Source organism: Pseudomonas mohnii (assembly GCF_900105115.1).
Classification (GTDB): Bacteria; Pseudomonadota; Gammaproteobacteria; order Pseudomonadales; family Pseudomonadaceae; genus Aquipseudomonas; species Aquipseudomonas mohnii.
In genome coordinates, this window is record NZ_FNRV01000001.1 from 1,272,387 (window position 1) to 1,291,772 (window position 19,386).

23 protein-coding genes and 1 pseudogene are annotated in these 19,386 nt (G+C 57.6%); 1 reads left to right on the top strand and 23 read right to left on the bottom strand.

Annotated elements, in window-relative coordinates:
• Positions 1-61 precede the first annotated feature (61 nt).
• Positions 62-271 (top strand): hypothetical protein, encoded by a 210-nt coding sequence (locus BLV61_RS05815; protein WP_090463389.1) that lies wholly within the window; start codon positions 62-64, stop codon positions 269-271.
• Between the two features lie 151 nt (positions 272-422).
• On the opposite strand, the gene BLV61_RS05820 is transcribed toward BLV61_RS05815, so the two are convergent.
• The 23 genes and pseudogenes from BLV61_RS05820 to BLV61_RS05920 all read right to left on the bottom strand — a co-directional run bounded on the left by BLV61_RS05820 (position 423) and on the right by BLV61_RS05920 (position 19,264).
• Positions 423-1,163, bottom strand: a complete 741-nt coding sequence (locus BLV61_RS05820) for a COG4705 family protein (RefSeq protein WP_090469781.1) — start codon at positions 1,161-1,163, stop codon at positions 423-425.
• A gap of 245 nt (positions 1,164-1,408) precedes the next feature.
• Positions 1,409-1,525, bottom strand: a pseudogene (locus BLV61_RS31570) (lysis protein); the annotation flags it as partial.
• A 41-nt stretch (positions 1,526-1,566) separates the two neighbouring features.
• The gene (locus BLV61_RS05830; protein ID WP_090463392.1) at positions 1,567-2,145 is read right to left on the bottom strand and encodes a lecithin retinol acyltransferase family protein; all 579 of its coding nucleotides are present in this window, start codon (positions 2,143-2,145) and stop codon (positions 1,567-1,569) included.
• 112 nt (positions 2,146-2,257) lie between these two features.
• Positions 2,258-2,767, bottom strand: coding sequence for a DUF2514 family protein (locus BLV61_RS05835; protein WP_090463395.1), 510 nt, complete (start codon positions 2,765-2,767; stop codon positions 2,258-2,260).
• Positions 2,764-3,297, bottom strand: coding sequence for a glycoside hydrolase family 19 protein (locus BLV61_RS05840; RefSeq protein WP_090463399.1), 534 nt, complete (start codon positions 3,295-3,297; stop codon positions 2,764-2,766). The genes BLV61_RS05835 and BLV61_RS05840 overlap by 4 nt, the downstream gene beginning before the upstream one ends.
• Entirely contained in the window at positions 3,298-3,705 is a 408-nt protein-coding gene (locus BLV61_RS05845; protein ID WP_090463402.1) for a DUF1353 domain-containing protein, read from the bottom strand.
• On the bottom strand, positions 3,702-4,274 hold the full coding sequence (locus BLV61_RS05850; RefSeq protein WP_090463405.1) for a hypothetical protein: 573 nt from the start codon (positions 4,272-4,274) through the stop codon (positions 3,702-3,704). Before BLV61_RS05850 ends, BLV61_RS05845 begins: the two co-directional genes overlap by 4 nt.
• Positions 4,274-5,422 (bottom strand): hypothetical protein, encoded by a 1,149-nt coding sequence (locus tag BLV61_RS30790; RefSeq protein WP_139213610.1) that lies wholly within the window; start codon positions 5,420-5,422, stop codon positions 4,274-4,276. Before BLV61_RS30790 ends, BLV61_RS05850 begins: the two co-directional genes overlap by 1 nt.
• A complete protein-coding gene (locus tag BLV61_RS30795) occupies positions 5,422-5,802 on the bottom strand; it encodes a hypothetical protein (RefSeq protein WP_139213611.1) in 381 nt (126 codons plus the stop codon). The genes BLV61_RS30790 and BLV61_RS30795 overlap by 1 nt, the downstream gene beginning before the upstream one ends.
• A 9-nt stretch (positions 5,803-5,811) precedes the next feature.
• The gene (locus BLV61_RS05855; RefSeq protein ID WP_090463409.1) at positions 5,812-6,243 is read right to left on the bottom strand and encodes a hypothetical protein; all 432 of its coding nucleotides are present in this window, start codon (positions 6,241-6,243) and stop codon (positions 5,812-5,814) included.
• On the bottom strand, positions 6,243-7,157 hold the full coding sequence (locus tag BLV61_RS05860) for a hypothetical protein (RefSeq protein ID WP_090463412.1): 915 nt from the start codon (positions 7,155-7,157) through the stop codon (positions 6,243-6,245). The genes BLV61_RS05855 and BLV61_RS05860 overlap by 1 nt, the downstream gene beginning before the upstream one ends.
• Positions 7,154-12,829 (bottom strand): phage tail tape measure protein, encoded by a 5,676-nt coding sequence (locus tag BLV61_RS05865; RefSeq protein ID WP_090463415.1) that lies wholly within the window; start codon positions 12,827-12,829, stop codon positions 7,154-7,156. Before BLV61_RS05865 ends, BLV61_RS05860 begins: the two co-directional genes overlap by 4 nt.
• Before the next feature lie 93 nt (positions 12,830-12,922).
• The gene (locus BLV61_RS05870) at positions 12,923-13,546 is read right to left on the bottom strand and encodes a hypothetical protein (protein ID WP_090463418.1); all 624 of its coding nucleotides are present in this window, start codon (positions 13,544-13,546) and stop codon (positions 12,923-12,925) included.
• Positions 13,547-13,608: 62 nt separating this feature from the next.
• Positions 13,609-13,875 carry a DUF1799 domain-containing protein gene (locus BLV61_RS05875; RefSeq protein WP_090463421.1) on the bottom strand — a complete coding sequence of 89 codons (267 nt, stop codon included), beginning with the start codon at positions 13,873-13,875 and terminating at the stop codon, positions 13,609-13,611.
• Between the two features lie 47 nt (positions 13,876-13,922).
• Positions 13,923-14,234, bottom strand: coding sequence for a phage tail assembly chaperone (locus BLV61_RS05880; protein ID WP_090463424.1), 312 nt, complete (start codon positions 14,232-14,234; stop codon positions 13,923-13,925).
• A gap of 63 nt (positions 14,235-14,297) precedes the next feature.
• Positions 14,298-14,999 (bottom strand): phage tail protein, encoded by a 702-nt coding sequence (locus tag BLV61_RS05885; protein WP_236693082.1) that lies wholly within the window; start codon positions 14,997-14,999, stop codon positions 14,298-14,300.
• Positions 15,000-15,043: 44 nt separating this feature from the next.
• Complete coding sequence (locus BLV61_RS05890; protein ID WP_090463427.1) at positions 15,044-15,445, bottom strand: phage tail terminator-like protein; 402 nt, start codon at positions 15,443-15,445, stop codon at positions 15,044-15,046.
• A complete protein-coding gene (locus BLV61_RS05895) occupies positions 15,445-16,041 on the bottom strand; it encodes a hypothetical protein (protein ID WP_090463431.1) in 597 nt (198 codons plus the stop codon). The genes BLV61_RS05890 and BLV61_RS05895 overlap by 1 nt, the downstream gene beginning before the upstream one ends.
• Positions 16,038-16,424 (bottom strand): hypothetical protein, encoded by a 387-nt coding sequence (locus tag BLV61_RS05900; RefSeq protein WP_090463434.1) that lies wholly within the window; start codon positions 16,422-16,424, stop codon positions 16,038-16,040. The genes BLV61_RS05895 and BLV61_RS05900 overlap by 4 nt, the downstream gene beginning before the upstream one ends.
• A 3-nt stretch (positions 16,425-16,427) precedes the next feature.
• Positions 16,428-16,916: a DnaT-like ssDNA-binding protein gene (locus BLV61_RS05905; protein ID WP_090463437.1), complete on the bottom strand. Its 489-nt coding sequence runs from the start codon at positions 16,914-16,916 to the stop codon at positions 16,428-16,430.
• 3 nt (positions 16,917-16,919) lie between these two features.
• Complete coding sequence (locus BLV61_RS05910; protein ID WP_244159819.1) at positions 16,920-17,504, bottom strand: HeH/LEM domain-containing protein; 585 nt, start codon at positions 17,502-17,504, stop codon at positions 16,920-16,922.
• Between the two features lie 42 nt (positions 17,505-17,546).
• Positions 17,547-18,500, bottom strand: coding sequence for a major capsid protein (locus BLV61_RS05915; RefSeq protein WP_090463440.1), 954 nt, complete (start codon positions 18,498-18,500; stop codon positions 17,547-17,549).
• Positions 18,501-18,520: 20 nt separating this feature from the next.
• The gene (locus tag BLV61_RS05920; RefSeq protein ID WP_090463443.1) at positions 18,521-19,264 is read right to left on the bottom strand and encodes a DUF6651 domain-containing protein; all 744 of its coding nucleotides are present in this window, start codon (positions 19,262-19,264) and stop codon (positions 18,521-18,523) included.
• Positions 19,265-19,386 lie beyond the last annotated feature (122 nt).

The window sequence follows — 19,386 nt, forward strand, 5'->3', positions numbered from 1 at the left end:
TTGGCGTTCTGCCGACCTCAAACTCCCCTGCTAAGCTCATTTCCTCCGCGGAGGAAATTCCATGCCCAACTCAGACCTGCTCCCTTCCCTGCTATTCAAGATCAACGAAAACCAACTCGCCCTTGAAGCCGCCATCATGGAGCTCACGCTTTGGGTTGAGCAGCGTGGCGCAGCCGATGTAGCTGACAACGTTCGCAGCGCCTTGGACGCAATCGACCGGAACGAGGAATTCATCAAAATGACTCTGGCGGTGATGATGACGCCGGAGTGATCGATAACGGCTGTGGATTCAACCGGTCGACGCAACACAACTAAATTCAGCGCAAGCAGAAAACCCGCGTATGCGGGCTCTCTGGTCGCTACCAAGGTAAAGTTATCGCTGTAATCCCTTACTCAATAACGGCCTACACCTACGGTGGCCATTAACCGTACACCGCTTCCACTCGGCGAGCTTTTGCGGCAAAGGCAACCAAGACCACCAAGACTGCGGCAAGTACCAACGAGGAACCTACGGTACCAAAGTCCAGGCCTCCTTTTTCATGCGGTTTGGTCAGGAAATCGCCGAGGGTTGCACCGAACGGACGGGTGAGGACAAATGCCATCCAGAACAGCAGTACACCGGAGATACGGGTGTAAAACCTGGCCAGCACCACGGCGATGATCGCCGAACCGATCAGCAGTGCGCCACCGGCAAAGCCAAGACCGGAGTCGTCAGCCAAATAGTCACCTAGCGCAGTGCCCAGGGTGTTGGAGATCAAAATAGCTGTCCAGTAGAACAATTCACCCTTAGTGGTGTGGATGCTATTCACCGATAAGCTTTTTTCGCTCAGGCGCCAAACCGCAAAAATCGTGATCAGCAGGCTGATCAAAATCAGCGATCCAGAGGCATAGCCAAGGCCTAGGGTGCGGTCCATAAAGTCCGACATTGTCGTGCCCGCGGTACTGGTGGAGAGAATCACGATCCAGTACAGCACCGGGTTATGACTCTTGGAAAACAGCTGCATGCCAAGCGTCACCAGAAAGGCGCTGATCAGGATCAGCGAACTCATGGCGTAGCCCACGTTCAGGGTCATTGAAAGCAGATCACCGGCGGTCTCGCCGAGAGTAGTGGCACAGATTTTCATAACCCAGAAAGCCAGGGTTATTTCCGGCAGCTTGTTCAGGTTGATATTGGTGCTCATGAAGAAGACGCATTCCTGATCGGGAAAGGGTAAGTGGGTATCGCGCTGAGGAATCAGTTATGAATTACGCATGGGAACAATCAGCGAGCTGTGCCGCGACGTTAAGCGACGCTCAACTTTCGCGAAAGAAAAGATACAGCGCAATACTTAGCTGAGACTGAGGGGGTGCTGATGTGTTTGCCAAGGGTGCTGACCGGCAGCAAAGGGTCGATTATAGCCCTTCAACCTCAGCGCGAAACTTCCCTGACGTACGCTTGGCACGCCGCCAGCGCAGTCAATCCCCGGTCACCCTCGTCGGTGATTCCGATAATTCTTTGAGCATGCGCTGGGTCAAGTCGGGCGCGTTATCTTGGTCGCGCCCCCCCAAGGAGTGCTTAACCACCACTCACTTTTTGAAAAAAAGCTTCTTGGCCGCGAAGACTGCAACCGCGCCAGCGATTCCTACAGGTCCACCAACTACTGCAGCTGCGCCAATTAATGCAGATTTCGCCGTAACTTTTAAGGCTGCTTCTACTGGCTTCTCTGACTCAGAGGCAGCATCGAATCCATTTTTTAATGCTGATGCGGAGGCAATTGCAGTAACCACAGCAGCACCACCTGGGACGATATGAGCAAGTGTATTTCCCGCCATGGAGAATACGGACCGGACCTGCTCGCTGGTGGTGGTGCCATAGATGCACCAGTCCACAAAATGCTCACAGTTGTTCGTGACCAGATTGTAGGAGTCTTCACCCAGTCGCGTATACCCTCGAGCAATGCGCGCTTCAGCGTCATGCACCGCCAATGGATGCGACTCCACAACGGTGGGCATGCCACCGCTGAATTTTTCGAGGCTTACTCTGCAGATAGGTCCAGACACACTATCCCCAAAACCAGAATAATGGAGCACCTCACCGGCACCAATATAGATGCCATGGTGGGTATATCCGCACCTTACGCTCACCAAATGGTCGCCCCTGCGCATAACCTAATCCCTGATAAAGATTAGCGATGATGGCATCTTGCCGTGCCACTCCACAAGACCAAACGAATTCGATGAGTAGACAGGTTTTTGATCATATACCGCGGGCTATCGGCTATCGGACGCCTTCATAAACTTGCTCACAGATAACTCCCCTGGCTCGGGCTTGGTCAGCAACTTCAGCCAGATCTCCCGCTCTCTGGTCAGCGCGCTTGAGCACGTCGGCAAGCACCATTGCGGCGCGGGCAGCTGCCTGGCTTGCGGCGGCAGTGCAGGAATGGCCGCTGGCATCACTGGTTGCGAGCCGAGCGGCAAGGTTGTCGGCTGCCCCGCGCAGGCCGTCAGCAGAAGCGCGAGCGGCAGCAGCATCAGCAATCGCCTCATCGATACGTTGTTGTCCATTTTGGATTGCCTTGTTGATTGACTGTTGACGGGCTTGTTCCTTGGCGCGCTCGGCGGTTTCATTCGCCAGCTTCGCGGCGATGTCCAGGGCGTCGCGCGCTTCCCACTTCCCTTTCCACTCAGCATCCTTCACTGATAGCCCGTGATGGTAGGCGCCGAACAGCGCGCCGACGGCGAGAGCAATCAGCAGCAGGATCGCGCCGGCTTTGGCATAGGTCGTCATGGCAGCACCGCCGTCGCCTTGCTCCAAAGCTTCAGCCGATCAGCCTGGCCATTGAGCCCGCCATTGATCCGCCGGGTGATTTTTTCGAAGTCGCCCGCATCAGCCAGGGCGTTCAGCCCATTGGTTGCCCAGAACCATGCGGCCGACAAGCACGCGTTCTTCGGCTGCTCCAACAGCTCTGGCTGATTGATCAGGTCGAGGGCCAGGGCTTCGCCGCACGCCGCATAGTTTGCCCGACCGGTAATCTGGATCAGGCCCCGGCCGCGATACTTGAAGCCGTCGCCCGGGACGGTGTTGCCCAAGTCCTTGCGACCTTCGTACTTGGCCTGGGCAGGGGTTGGCCCCCAGATTTCACGAACGTAGACCAAATGACCGGACTCATGTCCGATCTGGGCAATGAAAGCAGCCACTCGTTTGGAGCCGATAATCTGGAACCGACCCATGGCCGTGTTGAGGACAGGAACAAAAACGCCGGCTTTGGCGCCGGCGTTCGGGAGGATCTGCAGCAGCTGCTGCGCGGTGATGGGCATTTACTGATCTCCAGACGAAGAAAACCCCGAACGGGTCGGGGTCTTGGTGTAGTGCTTGGCGCCGCCTATTCGGACGCCGGCCCAGAACAGCCAGGATCGCCATCGAGCTACGCCTTCCGCGCGCAATGCCCGGTAAAGGACCGCGTCCGCCTCCTTGCGAGTGACCTGCCCGCCAAAATAAAGCCAGTCGTGCACAGTCGCCGCGTAGTTCCCGTAACCAGCCACCAGGGCGAACAGTACAAACAGAAAGACGTTGTGCAGCACCTGAACGCTGGCGAAGTCGGTGACGAAGCCGGCCGGCACGATGATCGTGCGTTGCTCCTCATCGGCCAGCACTAGGTCGTCGAGCAGTTTGTAGGTGCGGCGGTCGGTCTGGTCGGTTTTCAGGGTGGTGACAAATCGGCTCATGCGGGCAACTCCAGTTCCGGCAACTCCAGCAGGAAGTCCTCAACAGTCGGCTGCGTTCGCTCTCCCGCTTTTACGGCGGCCAATTGTTCATAGGCATAGGCCCAGACCAAAGATCGCCAAGCGCGAAAGGCCTTGCCGTCATTTTGGAATTTGGGCACCGCTGGCTCTTCGGCATAGCTCACAGCCGTGGCAATACTGTCGTAGCGGGCCGCAATAGCGGCTTCGTTGAGCCTGGCCTGTATCGCTTGCTCGAAAGCCGCCGTGATCTCAGCCTGAATCAACGCCTCCCGCGCCGCCTTCTCTGCCGCCGTCATAGCTACCTGTTTGCGGGTCACCAGTACGACCTGGCGCTCGGCATCCAGGGTAAGCACCTCGGCACCCCACTTCTTGTTCGCCCCCAGTTCGCCGTCGCCGTTTTCTTCCGGCCACCATGCGAGGTTTTGCACTCCCAGCGATGGATCGGTCCACGACAGATCGGCGAGCGCTGCAATTGACTCGGGCGTGCCGGACTGGTCAAGGAACTCGGGCACAGGCTCTCGGACGGCGTTACCGTTTTCAATTTTGATCATTATGAAACCCTCACGAATGCTGTTTTATCGGGGTCGAGTGCTTGCACGCTCGGAAGGTTGAAGCTTGTGGCAGGGAGAAGACTGATTCGCGCAACCAGATTTAAGGATGATGTAGAAAGAACAACCATGTAGCCACCTCCTACCGCGTAGGATTGGTTGTAAGAATTAGCTGGTGAAGTAATGGCAGTACCAAATTTCTCGGGAAGGTCAAAATTAACTACTGACTGTCCTGTTACGGGAAATAAGAAAAACCTGCCGAAGGCAAAAGCAGCTAGTAGGTTTAACCCGGTGGCGGTGCCTGAGAACCAAGAGAGCCCGTCCCAAGAGTATGTTGCTGCCGCGCCTGTAGTGTTAGACGTCGCAACAAAGAAACCGTTACCGTAGGCCAGCCCTGTTACCCGCCGCGCGGTTGGTAATGCACTAGAAGTCCAAACTACACCGTCTGCTGTACTAGATACATATGCCGAATTATTCGAAAGGTCGCCAACGACAAAACGACCGGAGCCGTATGCCATCCGTGATTGGCCAGTACCAATCCCAGCAGTATTGTTACTGGCCACCCAAGCAATGCCATCTAGTGAATAACCTGCACCATTCGCAATATTACCCCCGAATGCTACAAACCTTCCTCCCCCGTAGGCGATAGACGACCACGCTGCCGCGGACGGCATGACTCTTTGCGTCCATACCGCACCGTCGTTAGTCGATGCGCTGAAAGCTACGCCGGTAGCGATAGCGACGAAAACCCCACCTCCGTATGCGATACCTGTATAGGTTGCCGCCGGCAATGCACCACCAGCCTGCCATGTAGCCCCAAAGTCTGAAGAGACAGCGGATAACCCGGTGGAACTTATGGCAATGAACAGTCCATTTCCGTAAGCGACACTTACCCATGTAGCAGTCGCAGGAAGGGAAACCGTGGTAAACGAGTTGGTTGTAACCGCCTGCGTATAAGCATCGCCAATCGCGCGATACAAGGCCGAGTAGTTATCCTTCAGCAAACTCCGCCCATCGGCGGGCAACTCATTCGCCGCAGCAATGCCAGCGTGAGCCATTACAGTTCCTACCGCAGATATAGAGCTAATCGCGCTGCGAGGAATCCCCAAAGGATTGCCAAGCGGATTCCCCAAAGGGTTACCGTAAGCCATTAGTAATCCTTCCAAGTTGCGGAGAAAGTTACGCCAGCCGCCTGTGCAACGAGCAGTGAAACGTCGAGCGTTTCGTTTGCGCCAAGCTCAATAGGAGTCGATGGAGTGATATCAAACGCTACTTGTGGCAGCTTTGCGGTGAGCGCAGACGTATAAGCGGGTAGAGTTTCAGAGCGCAAAACTTTACCCGCTTTATTCACGTTGATGCCGCTTGCCGTAACAGTACCCTTCGGTGTTGCTCGGATGCTTGTAACAACGCAACCGTTTGCACCAGCAGTCACAAGAATCGTCCCGGCAGTCCCCACGGCGGTAGCTGCAGTGAGATCAACAGCGTTTGTCTTCGGAGTTTGAGCAAAGGGAGCAGTGAATGTGTTTGGCATGATGGTTCCTTAGAATGACAGAGCGACGGAGTGCATAAGGGCGAGGTTGCCAATCGAGCCTTGCGCGGACTCAGCGGCTGTGGCGGATGCGGCGGCGTTACTGGCCTGCACGGCTGCTTTATTGGCTTGGGCAGCAGCCAAGGCCACCTGCTCCGCGCCATTGTTGGTAGCGTCGATGGCCGATTGCGCCGCGGCATTTTTCGAGGAGTTCGCGGCAGCAGCTGAGTCGGCCGCTGCGCCGGCAGAAGTGGCGGCGGCATTTTTGTAGCTCTCAGCCGCATTCACCTGGGTGGCGACCCAGGAAAGCGAAATATTAAGCTGAGGGACCATCAACTGCTGAGCGGTAAGCGATGCGCCGGACTTGATGTCAAATACCGATTCCGGGTCAGTTGGCAGTGGCGGATCTGGAAGAAGATCGATTACAGGCGCTGTGACTGCCATTAGTTAAGGCTCCGTGTTTCAAGGGAGTAGTTGGCGCGTCCATAGGTTGGAAGCCCCATAGCCAGGCGCTCGAAGCGCCCGGCGATAATTGTGTAATCCAGATTCTCGCTGCCGACGTACAGCGCGACGGTATCGCTGAGCGGAACGAGAGTTCGCCTGACGCTTGAGACCTCTTCCGATGAGAGGACGATGTCGAAGCTGATCATTTGTCTCTTGCCGCGCGGAATGATGGTGACGTTGCCGAAGTCGTCTTCCTTGACGCTTGAGAAGCTTTCGTCGGCAATGCTGCTCCCGTGCACGGCAGTGCCAATCGTCTTGGCCATGCCGATAACCATCATGCCGATCCTGGCCGTACTTCCTGGCGCCAGGGCAATGACCCGGATATCAGCGCCACTGAATGGCGGAAGGTCGAAGCGTGCGACGTTGTCCTTCGTCTTGAACTCGCCGAAGTAGTACTGATACCAGCTTCCCCCTGCCTTCGTAGACATGGCGAAGGTTTGGTCGTAAACCACCGATCCGCCAACAATCATCTGGATCTGCACAGAGGCGGCGCGAACCCCAACCAGCCCAATGGAGTTGATCCGCTTGCCGGGGCGAACGGTCAGATCGATGCTTTCGGGGTTTGATGTGAACGTGCCGATGGTCCATGTGTTGCCGGCCCGCTTGTTGAACATCTTCCAGCGGTTGGTTGGCCCGAGGTCGAGCCATGCCGGAGGGGATACGGTATCCGTCTCCGGGTTTCTCCCGGTGTTTGCGACCAAGGCCTCGTAGTTGCGATGGTTTAGCATCACCTTGTCGCTGACCTTGTATGCCGTGGCGACCAGCCACAGCGCGTTATCCGTCTCCGGCACGTTGTTGCTGATCATGGCGACAGGCGCTATCTCGACCGGTGGAACGACCTTCATAACGCTCATGCGGCCTCCGTTTTAACTGTGTTGACGACCTGCACGCCCGACTCATTAATCTGCGTCGTGTTGTAGGCCGTCTTTTCCATGTGCTTGGTGAGGAACGCCAAGTCGTTATGAATATCCGCGCGCAACTGGCGCAGCTCGGCGATGGTTGCGGCTGAATCACCGGAACCACTGGGCGTTGCTGCCGTCTGGGTGACGCTGTAGACCCGGGTCGGTGTTGCTGACTTCGCACCTGGCCCAGCAATTCCGCCACCCGCGAATGCAGGCAGCTTGCGGCCGTTCATTTGATCCAGAAGGTCGGTTCCGTAGGTGCGCACTGCGTCAGCAGTCAGCACGTATTCGCCATTGGAAAGGCGAGCAATGATGCTGTCGCTGGTGCCAGTACCCGGTCCCGAGATCAGGCCGCCAGTTGCGTAGCCGGCCTTGACCTTCTCTTTATTTTCCTTGGCTGCATTGGCGATTGCCTGGGCCAGCTGGTCAAGAGTGATATCCCCCTTGGAAACCTGGCCCAGCCAATAATCCCTGCCAGCTTTATCAGCGTCGCGCCCGAGTAGCTCCGTGTAGATGGTGTCGATATAGGCGCCGTTGGTGGTGGCGGAGTTCGTTGTACCCTTCCCGCCCATGCCGGCCAGTGCCGCTATAACTGCCATGTTCATAGCGCTGATTGCATCTGCCACGCTCTTGACCGAGTTATCAATGCCGTTGAGCGCATCCATCTGCGCCTGGGCGAAGGCAAGCTGATCGTCGAACTTGGCCATTTGCAGCTTGTAGTCGTCCTCGGCCAGGTCTAGCTGATCCTGCAAGTACTCGACCGTCTGCTCGGCGGTGGTCAGTTGCTTGCCGTTCAGCTTGTTGAGTTCGGCGACCTCGTTGACAGTCCGACCCTGGTCCCGCTGGAAGTCTTCCATCGAGCGATACAGGTCGGTGTTGTTGCTTCCGAGGGTGTCGAGCGCATCGCTCAGCCCAGCAAATTCCGCGAGAGACCCGCCTGCCCGCGCCTTGCTCAAAGCACTTTGCAGCGTGGCCTGAGCCTGGTTGCGCAGCGCCTTAACCGTCTCGTCTGAGTCGCCGCGCAGTTGCTTCAGCGCAGAGCCCAGGCTATTGCTGACACCGGTCAGGTCGCTGACGTTCTTGCTTGCCGTGCTGGCCATGTCGTTGAGTGAGGTGACCCGGGCGTTATAGGCCGCGGTCACGTTCTTCTGCTCAGCTGCGATAGCTCGCTGTAGGGCTCCGTTTGATCCAGTAACCGCCCCCATCAGAGCGTCAGCGATTGCTTGAGCAGCCTGGGTAGCACGCTGCTCAAGGATCGTGTAAGCCTGCGAGGCATTGCCGGCCAGACCTGTCATCGTGACAAACATCTGCTGACCGGCAGTTGTCGTCATGTCCAGCGCTTCAATGACGGCCCGGTACGCATCGCGCGTATCAGGAAGCGCCAGGCCGAGCGCAGCAAACTGCTTGCCTACTGCGGCGAGCGTGTCGTCCGCCTTCTCGGTGTCGCTGAAGAAGTTTTCGTAGTAGGTGCCTGCGTTCTTGGTCAACGACTCAAGGCCGCCGGCCATCGCCGAAAGCCGCTCAGCCAGCAGGCCGCCGCTCACACTGAAGTCGTACAGATCGACGTTCAGGTTTTCCAGTACATCGTTGACGCTGTAAAGGTTGTTAACGAAGGTGGTCAGCCCTTCGAAAGTTCGGCCGCCAAGTCCTGCGCCAACCGCTGAATCGACAGCGGTAACCATCGAGTCAGCAACGCCGCCAAACCACTTAGCGATCTCTTCCTGGATCTGCTCGGCCGTCTTGTCCTTGGTGCTGATCTGAGTGGAGGCGACATTCAGGCCATCTAGCACTCCGTCATTCAGCTTGACGTTGAGACGATCAAACAGCGTTAGGACAGAGTTCTCGGTGGCGTCGTAGGTGTTATCGAGCGCCGCCTGCATTTCAGGATCGAGCACAGAAAGCCGAGTGCGTTTCTTGTTCTTGCCGAAGAGGCCGCCCTTTTTCTTCTGGTACTCATACTGGCTGGCATTGAGGTCGCCACCCTCTACGCCTACCTGGATGCCTTGGTCCTTAGTTGTCCATTCGCCGGCAAACAACTTTGAGCCGAATGCCGCACCCAATGCCGCACCAATGACCGTACCGATACCAGGCAGAACAGAGCCCATCGCTGCACCCATTGCCGTACCGCTCAAGGCGCTTGCTGCAGCTGTGCCGGCGATCGTGCCAGCCGTTGCGCCACCCCATCCGCCAAGCCCTCCAGCAACTGCGCCCTTCACGCCAGAGTTCTGATAGCCCTGAATCGCGCCACCAATACCGCCGGCAGCAGCTCCAAAGCTAGCGGCCGCACCTCCCCATGTTGATCCTGTTTGAGCTGCCGACCAGTTCGCCATTTGCGAACCGGTATATCCGGCCTGCGTCGCTCCTTGCGCAGCGCTACTTGCAGCCCCTCCACTGCTGCCGAACAGACTGCTCAGCCCGCTATTGACGTAGCTGGACCCATTGCTCAGCGCGCCCTTCATGCCGCCAAGGAATCCCTCGCCAGCATTCCAGCCTGCAGCGACAGTGCTGCCAAATCCAGATGTAGCAGTGCTGTAGATCCCGCGCCCAGCGCTAAGCATGGACTCGAAATCCATCGATCCGCCGGATCCACTAGACCCCGCAGAGCTTGCGCCTGCTGTCGAGCTTGAAGATACGCCAAACATTCCAAGAACGGACGGCATCACCTTCGACTTGATCGCAATCCGTGCGAAGTCAGCGATGATCGAATCAGCAAAGTCCTTAATGGACGCTTTCCCAGTCGTGGCGAAGCTGACCAACACATCTTCCAGGCTTTTGAATGCACTGGTGAATGCCGACTTCGTCTGCCCTGCTACGTCCTTGACCTGCTCCAGATAGGTCGCGTAGGCCGATGAGGCACCGTTGAGCCAGTTGGTTTGCTCGGCCTCTACAGCGCCGTAGTACTCCTTCTGCATTGCCAGGCGCTGAGCCAGGGCCTCGCGTACTGCGGCCGTCTCCTGCTGGTAAACGCTGTCATCGATCTGGTTTTTGTTCTTCTGAGCCAGCAGCTTGTCGAGCTTGTCCTGATACTCCTGCTGGATCTTGATGTCTTCTTGCAGGCGTTTGCGCGCCTCGTCACCCATGCCGACACCGGCCACCGACAAGGCCAATTGCTTCTTGGTAGTCGCAAGCTGGTCATCCAGCGCGTCAATGTAGGTTTGGACGGCAGCGGCCTGCTTCTTGAGCCGGCCCTCTTCATTTGTCGACAGGACGTTGAGCTGGGTGTCAGCGTCCTGCTGAGCCTTGACCATGTTGGTACGCGCGTCGGCGATCTTCTGGTCAAGCGCGATACGCTGCTCGGCCGAAGTGCTTTTTTTGCCCTTGGCCGCTTCGAGCGCGTCAATTTCAGCCTGATAGGCTGCAGTGATCTTTCCTTTTTCCTGTTCGACCAGGGCCGCGCTCTGCTCGCTGTAGTCCTTTTGCGAGAGCAGGCCGCTTTTCTGCGCAGCGTTCAGTTTCTGCTGGGCGTTGTCGTACTCGCTGGTAATCAGTTTCAGCTTGTTCTGGGCGTCGTTGAATCCGGACAGATCGACAGATCCTGCAGTCGTCTTGGCATCCTTGTACTTGGCGTTAATAGCCTCCCTTTGCTGGTCAATGCTGGCTTGTGTAAGCCTTGCATTATTGGGATCTGACTTGCGTAGATCAGCAATCTCCTTATTTAGGCTGTCGATCTCATCCTTACGCTTGTCGCTGTTTGATCTTGTCGCCTTCTTTCTGGCATCAAGGGCATCAATTGCCTTTTGTCCAGCCAGCTCAACTGCGGCGCGCTCTTTCTGTTTTGTTGCGTAATCAGCCTCGGCAGCATCCTTCACTTCAAGGCCGCGAATGTAATCCCTGAGGCTTTGCTTGCCCTTTTCACCAATATAAACAAGATCCTCGCCGGGAATCATTTCACTGCCGCCGCGAGTCTCAAGCCTCGACAAGGTATCTTTTGCCGTCTGGATTCGCTCAGAGTTAGTCGGTGCGCGACCGACATTCTTTAAGCTATCAGCAGCCCTCGCCACTGCGTTATAGCCCTTCTCCCAAAGGCTAAGGTTTTCCAAGATCTTCGGCGTGCGGTCATTAATCGCGTCGGCATATTGCTCAGTGGCAAGCTTGACTGCGCCGGCATGATTGCCCTGCTCTTCCAGAGCTACGATTTGTGAGTAAACCGATGCAGTAAGATAGTTGTACTGCTCATTGAGTGCTGCCGAGGCTTTGACTGGGTCGCCGGCAAGCTTGTTGAACTCGGCAACTGTTTCGCTTACTGCTTTGCCGGTTGCCTCCTGCATGGAAACTGCCGCCTTAGCAACATCTAGGTAGCTGTCGCTTGCGATCTTTCCGCCGGAAGCAAGGCTAGCCAAAACTTCAGCCGCCGCCCCGGTCGAGCCAACTGTTGCGCTAACTTGGCGAGCCATGTCACCAAGCTGGCCGGCGGTCATGCCGGCAGAATTACCAGTTAGGATCAGCGACTTGCTGTACGCATCAGCCTCTTGGCTGCCTTTGTAGTAGGCGACTCCAAGACCCACAGCGGCTGCTGCCGCCAGAGTGAATGGATTAATCAGGCCAGCGACATAGCCACCCATGGCCTTCGCCGCTGGGCCGATGCCGCCGAACATATCCTTGAGCTGACCGCCCTGCTGGATGAGGACAGTCATCGGCGCTTGGCCGCCTTGCAGGCTGGTGAAAATATCCGTGAACTGCGCAGGGAGCTGACGCAGCGCCGCAGTTGTCTGCGCGGAAGAAACACCGGTTTTCTGAAGGCTGTCGTCGAAAGTGCCGAGTCGTTGTCGGGCCTGATCCAGCTTCGCGGTGTACTTGGCGAACTCTCCGTCAGGCAAAATTCCAGCGGCGTTAAATTTGGAGAGCTGGTCCTGGGCTGTGTCGAGCTTTTTCAGTGCCGCAACTGTCGGATCGATCTTGCCGAGCAGCTCTGCGAGATCCCTCGCTTGCGCTTCCGTAGCAGCAGACGCCTTTTGCGAGGATGCAGTGCTTCGATCTGTAGCAACGGCGAGAGCATCAGACTCCGCCTTGAAGCGCTTCTGCATCGCAGCGTAATCAGTGCCTGAAGATTTCGCCGCTTCAAGTGCAGACGTATTGCTGCTAATGCTGGCCGTGACTCGCTGGTAATACTCGCTAGCGTCCAGGGATGATTTGGCCATGGCGGTAAGACGGGCCAGTGCAGCATCAGCCGACTCGGACAGTTTGCCTTCGGCAGATGACAGGCCATTAGCGGCAGCTGCAGCCTTATCAAACCCAGCGGCAATACCAGCTGCAGCCTTCCCAGTCTTTTCGCTGGACTGAGCAATCTTGTCCTGTGCAGCGCTCACCGCCTCGCTCTGTGCCCGGTAGCTGCCCATTGAGGCGGCAGCGGACTGAAACGAACTGGACGCCGCCGAAATAGAGCGCCCGATATCTGCCATCAATTTGGCGGTAGCGTCTTGCTTGGCGTTGAGTGTCTGTAGCTCTTTGGCAATCTGCTGAGTATTGGTTGCCATACCGCCGATTGCCTGCTCCCAGGCCCTGCCGGTGCGCTTGACGCTGTCCTCGCTCCGCTTGCCGGCCTCCGTCATCTTGTCGAGGTCGTCAGCGGCCTGCGCGGCATCGGAGGAATCGACGCGAATCCCTAGCTCGGCAATCGAGGTCATGTGTTTCTCCGGGCAATAAAAAACCGGCTCGAGGCCGGCTTTGAGGCAATAAAAAACCCGCCTAAGCGGGTTCGGTGGTTCTGGGTATTGCTTCTATATCTTGCAGCGCATCGCTCCAGCTGAAACCTGCTCGCTCAACTGGCGCGCAGCGTCATCGATAGCCACAGCCATTGCCTCTTCAAGCTCGGGAAAGCCTATGGCTGCGTAGTTCATGTTCTTGGAACTACGGCCTACTACTGAAAGCCGCTGCTTTTCGCCGCCGCAATACGAAACATCAGCGCCAACCTTGATCATTGCCACCGTGTCAGCAGTCATGGCGAACGACGCGAGAGGGATAAACATCCCGGTGCGGTGGGCCGCAGCGTCGTCTGTACCAAGCTCAATGTCAGCACTGACGGGCTCAATCTTTACCGAAGCCGGAGCGCCGTCGTCCCGGTCACCAATCCGAGTGTCAGGCATGGCCGAAGATACGTAGGACTGAATCGACTTAGTCAGCGGGGAGCCTACGGCTACATCCAGCTTTGCCGAACTCCACTTATTGCCAACAGGCTTGACCTGGATGACCTTCTGCTGGAATTGCTGGCCAGCCACAATCTGAGCTGTTGCACCCTTCACAGGTGTGACAATTAGCTGCTGACCTTTCGGCTTTGGCGCGATCTGAACAGCAGAACAACCAGCCAGCAAAGCAACCAGACACAGCGCAACAATTCCCTTCATGGCGACATCCTCGATTAAGTTCCGGCAATCTACCACTATCGCGAGACACCTCCAAAACGCGCCTATCTCTCACGTTTGACTTGCATTACCTCAAGCGCCGCCATTTCCATGGTGCGGATATCTTCGAAGGTGTGGATTCGCTCAGCCTTGGGGATACCCTGTAGTCGCATTACAGGCTCAAGCGCCACGTAGTCGAGGCCGGTAGCCCCAGCCATGCCCGTACGCCACTGTGTCTGCATCGCTGCAAAGCACTCGAAGGACGCCCAGCAATCCGGCCACACCTCGACTTCTACCTCGAAGTCTTCAGCGCTGAATCCGAACGCCGCCATTTCATCCTCGGCCGCCGCGCCCTGATACAGGGCGCGAGCCGAGGCGATCAGTTTTTTTGGCGAGCCTGCTTCAGCTCATCGTGATAGGCGACCAGCAGAACCATCGGCGCACCGTAGAAGTTCTGGATCAGCAATTCCAGCGACTCGCGGTTGAATGGGTCTTCGATGTTCCAGCCGACCAGGATGTCTTCAAGCATTTCCAGATCGGTCATCTTCGCCATGGTTTTTCCCCACGCCGCGAGTTGATCACGGGTGCGGTGCTTGAATTCGAATTCAAGCTCGACGGATTCGCCGCCGTGTACTGGCATCTGGATCTTTGCTTTGAAGGTTGGCTTTACTGCGAGGCTGAACTTGGCCATGTGTGGCTCCTTATGGGGTCAGAAAATAAGGCGGGGGAACGTCTCCCCCACCTTTGCCGCTATTTAAGAGGCGTAACGGGTTGGACGGGACAGCAGGGAGAAGGACGAGTTAACGGTGTCGACCTGGCCCTTGTTCTTGGTCGGCGTCTCGTTCAACGACACATAGCCGTAGTAGTAAATCTTCGAGCCGTTCTTGTTCACCATCATCAGAGGGCGAATGGCGCGGGCATCAGCAGCCTTTTTCAGGGCCTGATAACCGACCAAAGATGGGTCATCGCCGATCTCCATGGACAGGCTCTGCGCCGAGTACATGGTCGGGATCTGGATCTCGAAGTCTGCTTCCAGCGGCGACACGGTGGCGTACTGCTGATCGCCGCCCGAGGTGCTGATGCCGATCACCTGGGTGATCTGGGTAAAGGTCAGCACTTTGGTTGCGCTGCCAGCCGAGGTGCCAGCAGGGAATGCGGTGGTATCGCTGGTGTCCAGGCCTTCAAGCTCGAAGGTGCTGGCCAGTGGGTTGGCTACGCGAAATACGCGCTCGTTGATGCGCTGCCAGCCGCTCTTTACGGTGATGATGTCGCCAGCCGACAGGCTGTGACCGGCTGCGGTTGCAACGGCGGTTGTGGCGTTGCTGATCGCGGTGATCGATACCGGGGTGCCGAAGGTGGTGCCCAGGTGAATGGTGGTGCCGTCAGGGATCGAGAAAGCTATGGTAGTTCCTTTGCGGCCGCATGGACCGACGCTGAGTTTCGCCCGAACGGGCAATAAAAAACCCGCTCAAGGCGGGTTGTGGTGTTGCGGCAACTGGGTCAGTTGGTGTCGAGCCGGTAGCTGAATGACGCCGGGATGCTGATCAGGCCATCAGTAATAATCGGGGCGACAATGCTCATCGGGGTCATCACCTGCACGCCTACAGCGCCAAACCTGGCATTGAGCGGGAAGTGGTCGGCGAGCTCCTGAGCAATTTCGTCGCCGTCCCCAGTGCCATCACCCGCCGGGAAGATGACGTTGATTTGGAATGTCCCGGAGTACAGGCGATGGTCCCCCTCAAGCGTGAGGCTATCCGTCAACGCCGGAATGGCATGACAAGACAAGTACATGCCCGACGGCCTTTCGAAGGCTTGGCCCGGATAGGCCACTGGCAGTGCCTTGTCATTGGCGTAGACCTCCAGTGCGGCCTCGAAGGCGCGCTTGATCAGGGCTTGGGACATTAGGTTTTCCTGCGAGCAAGAATCTCGCTGACGATGGATTGGAATCGGTCGACGGTGATGCGGACCATCCCGCCCGGCGCCTGCTTCTCCGAGTGTCCATACTCGAGGGGGATCGCATACGGCAGGTTATTCACGATGTAGGCGACATCCCCTGCTTCCAGGCTACCCACCCCGGCAATGATTCTGCCGAGCGTATCCGCGCCATTTGGATCAATGGTCTCAAGCTCACCACTTGCAGGGCTGCCAATAGTGAATTGCCAATTCCCCCGGAATCGGCCTCCCACGTAACCAGCAGCCCCCTTGATCGCCATCGAGTCGTTGACCTTCAAGCCTTTACGCAGTCTCCCGCCCTTAGTGACATTGGCAGGATCAGAGCGCAGGGTTGCGTTGTGATTGGCTACTTCTTGGTTGTGCTGGGCAGCTACCGCGTTCTCGGCCCATAACTCTGGGTTGCCCACCGGAGAGAGCCTAATCAGTGCCTCCCCAACCTTGATCACGATTTCGCGAAAGCTCAGGTCAATGTCCTTCTTTGCCTCATCAGCAAATGCCTGGAGCTGAGCAGAAAAGCCACCGCTAAATCCTGAATACTTGTTCATCGCATCACCGAGGCTGAATACAGCAAATCAATGCCCGCGGGTGACACAGGCGTAACGCCAATCACCTTCCATTCTTCGCCATCAAGAATCACGACATGGCCTGGCGCTGGCGGCCACAGCATGCCTTTCGCGGCAATCTTGAGAGCTCGAATGTTCGATTCGATTAGCGTGCCCTCTTGGAACTTCTGATCGAACGCCTGAACGGTGCCCTGGCTCGCTGGGCGTACGATCGTCGTAATCACCTGCTCCTCTACGACACCTGGGCGGTTCTTCCCGATCGAGGTGTCGTACTTGCCTGCGATAGTCCGCCGAAGCGTAAGCGGCCGCCCAAACTCCGCCATCATGTCCAGGGTCATTTGAGCCATTTCGTCATAGAACTCCATGGTCTACCCCCGGATTAGTGCAATCTGGCTTGAGCTTCCAAGGAAACCTGTAAGCAAGGCAACACACGGACGTGTAGACACGGAAGTCTTCACGACCGGCGCCGCGTACTCGCGAGTTACAGCCCCGTCCACCGCCTCCTTTGTGATGGCTCCCTTCACGACCTTGGCTGCCGCTACATCCTCGGCATGAAGCTCAGCCGCCAGAGCCATCTGCGCTTGTTTGACCTGGGCGGGAATCGCATCGAGCTTGACCGCGAAACCATTGCGCACCACGCCCGATCGAGGCCATGAAAGAGCCTGGTCACCAGACACTGGGCTGCCCGCCCAGCGAAGACCATCAAGCTGCACAGCAGCACGGCGTAGCAAAGCTTCTTGAGCAGGTTCAGCATCTGGCACCTCCACGCCGTAATTGGCGGCATAGACCGCAAAGTCCGCGGCGCTGACAAACGAGTCGGCGCCGGAAACAATGGAACCGTCTTCGATGATCAGCATGGGTTACTCCGCCGGCAGGAGCGCTTTCAGCTCGTCCAGGGTTACGTCGTCGTTGAAGGTGATGCCTTTTTCGGTCAGCGCAACCTTCAGCTCGACGACCTTTTCAGCGACTTCGGCTTGATCCACCAATGCCTGCAGGTCCGGTTTCTTCGCTTTCGGGTCGAAGTCGATACCTCTTGCGGTCAGGACTTCGCGCAGTTTGGCGATGGGCATCTTGCCGTCTGCGTTGTTGTCAGCATCTTGCTCGGCAATCGCGTCGGCAATTTCTTGAGCGGTGCTGCGCGAGACGTAGCCTTCTGGCGGGTAGTTCGCTGCCGGGTAGCCCGCAGCTACGAACTCGGCCACAGTCGGACCATCTTCACGCAGAGCGGCGCCCTGCCACGAACAACCTTCAGGCTCGTCGGTCACGCCGAACTTCTCGGCATATGCCTTCGGCGCCATGCCGGTGACACCGTCGCATTCTTCTAGGCCGGCACCGTCGCTATATGCCAACGGGTTACGAATGGTCAGGCCATTGGCCTGGGCCGCAGCCTTCTGTTCGGCAGTGGCAACCCCAGGGATAAACCACAGAATCTTTTGCTTGATCATGAATGCCTCACCGGCGCCGAGCGAACCCGGCGCTCTTCAGGGTTACTTGGTTTTGACGAGAACGCCGGCGGTGTCCTTGTTGGAGGTGGCCACCTTGTCCCAGTTGGTCGAAGTGCCCAGCGCAACGTCAGTCGGCGATTTACCGCCGGCTGCGATGTCCCACGCATAGCCTTTCAGGCCTACGTTGTAGGTCCACTCGGCCTGGTAGGTGGTCTTGATGTTCTCGCCACCTGCGGTGTCCTGCAGAATGGCGTGGAAATCGCCATTGGGTTGCACGATGCCCGCGCCCTCGACCAAGCCCAGGGTGTTGTAGGTCGGAGTCGCACCCGGGTTGATCAGCGCGTCGGAGTCAGTCACCACAAACAAGCGACCGAAGGCATCGCGCATCACATTGACGGTGCCAAAGCTGAACAGCTGCTCGGCGTTTGTCAGCGCGTTGTCGTACAGCGAGTGCAGCACGGTGGAGTGCAGCAACCAGGCGCGAAGTGAGCCGGCGCGATCGCCAAACAGCGCGGAACCCTTGTTCAGGACACGGAACGTTGGAGCCGCCGCCGTGCCATCGTGCACCACCGCCGCGTTGCCCGACGTTGCCGCCACCAGGGCGCGGATACCGGCGTTAAGCTGGTCTTGCACCTGAGCGATGGCCAGCTGCTCGCCGATCTTGATTGCCGCCAGTTCAGGGTTCTGGAGGATCCAGGTGTACTGCTGCTTTTCGAACTCAATCGGCGGCGTACCGGCGGCGACTTTCACCGACACATTCAGCAGGTGCTCCAGGCGCTTGGCAGCCACAGCGCCAGAGCCGTAGGCGTTACGACGGCGAACCAGGCCGGCAATTTGTTTGAAGGAAGCGTCCAGCGAGAAGTCGCCCTGATTCTGGCCCGCAGCCAGTACCAAGGTGCCGCCAGAGGCCGCGTTGAACAGCTGCACCTGCTGATCCACAACCTCGGTCATGGCGGAGTAGGTTTGCTTGTTGAATACCTGAAGATCGAATGGCATAGAGCCCTCTCAGTGATGGATTACGCTTGCGACTGAGCCCAGGCCACTTTTTCGGCGTCGGTCTTGCAGTCGGCGAGCTTTTTCGGGGTGCCGGAATTGCCACCACCACCGTTCGGAGCGCCGCCGCCATTGGCGCCGGAGCCCTTCAGGATGTGGTCGCGGTGGGGGTACTGCGAGACAAGGGTTTCAATCGCTTCGTCGAAGTCGGCCAGCTCACCCGGGCGGGAGCGGCTGAAGATCTTCTGGCCTTGGGCGTCATAGGCGACGACCTTGCCGTCTTCGATCTTCAGGCTTTGCCCGAAGGTGGCCTGGACCATGTCGGCTGGAACTGCCAGCTTTTCGGCGATGTACTTCGAGCGGGCGAAGTTGCCACCGATCTTCTCGGCGTACAGTTGCTGTTCGAAGGTCTGCGCCTTGCCGTTGGCTTCATCCAGCTGGGTCTGGAAGGCTTTGCTGATCTCGTTGCGAACAGTGTCAATCTCGCCGGCGTCCACCAGCTGCTTCTGATCGAGTTTCGAGACGGTGTCGAGAGCCTTTTTGGCCGCCGCTGGGTCATCGATACCCTCGAAAGCCTTGAGAGCTCGTTCGGCAGTATCCTTGCCTTCGCGGTGATTCTTGGCTTCGGCATTCAAAGCGGTGATGCGGGATACGGCAGAGGCGGCATCGAACGGAATGTCCTTGCCGTCGTCGTGCGTGTATACCGGCTTGCCGTCCTGAATCTCAGCGTATTGCTTGCCGTCCACTTCAACAGTCTTGAGCTTCATCTTGTCTCCTGCGAGCCATCCGGCTCAGTGCGCCCCGTCCATCCGAACAGCGGGCATAAAAAAGCCCCGGCGGATGCCGAGGCTTAAAGGTGTTCGCGCCACGTTTTGGCGATATCGCATTT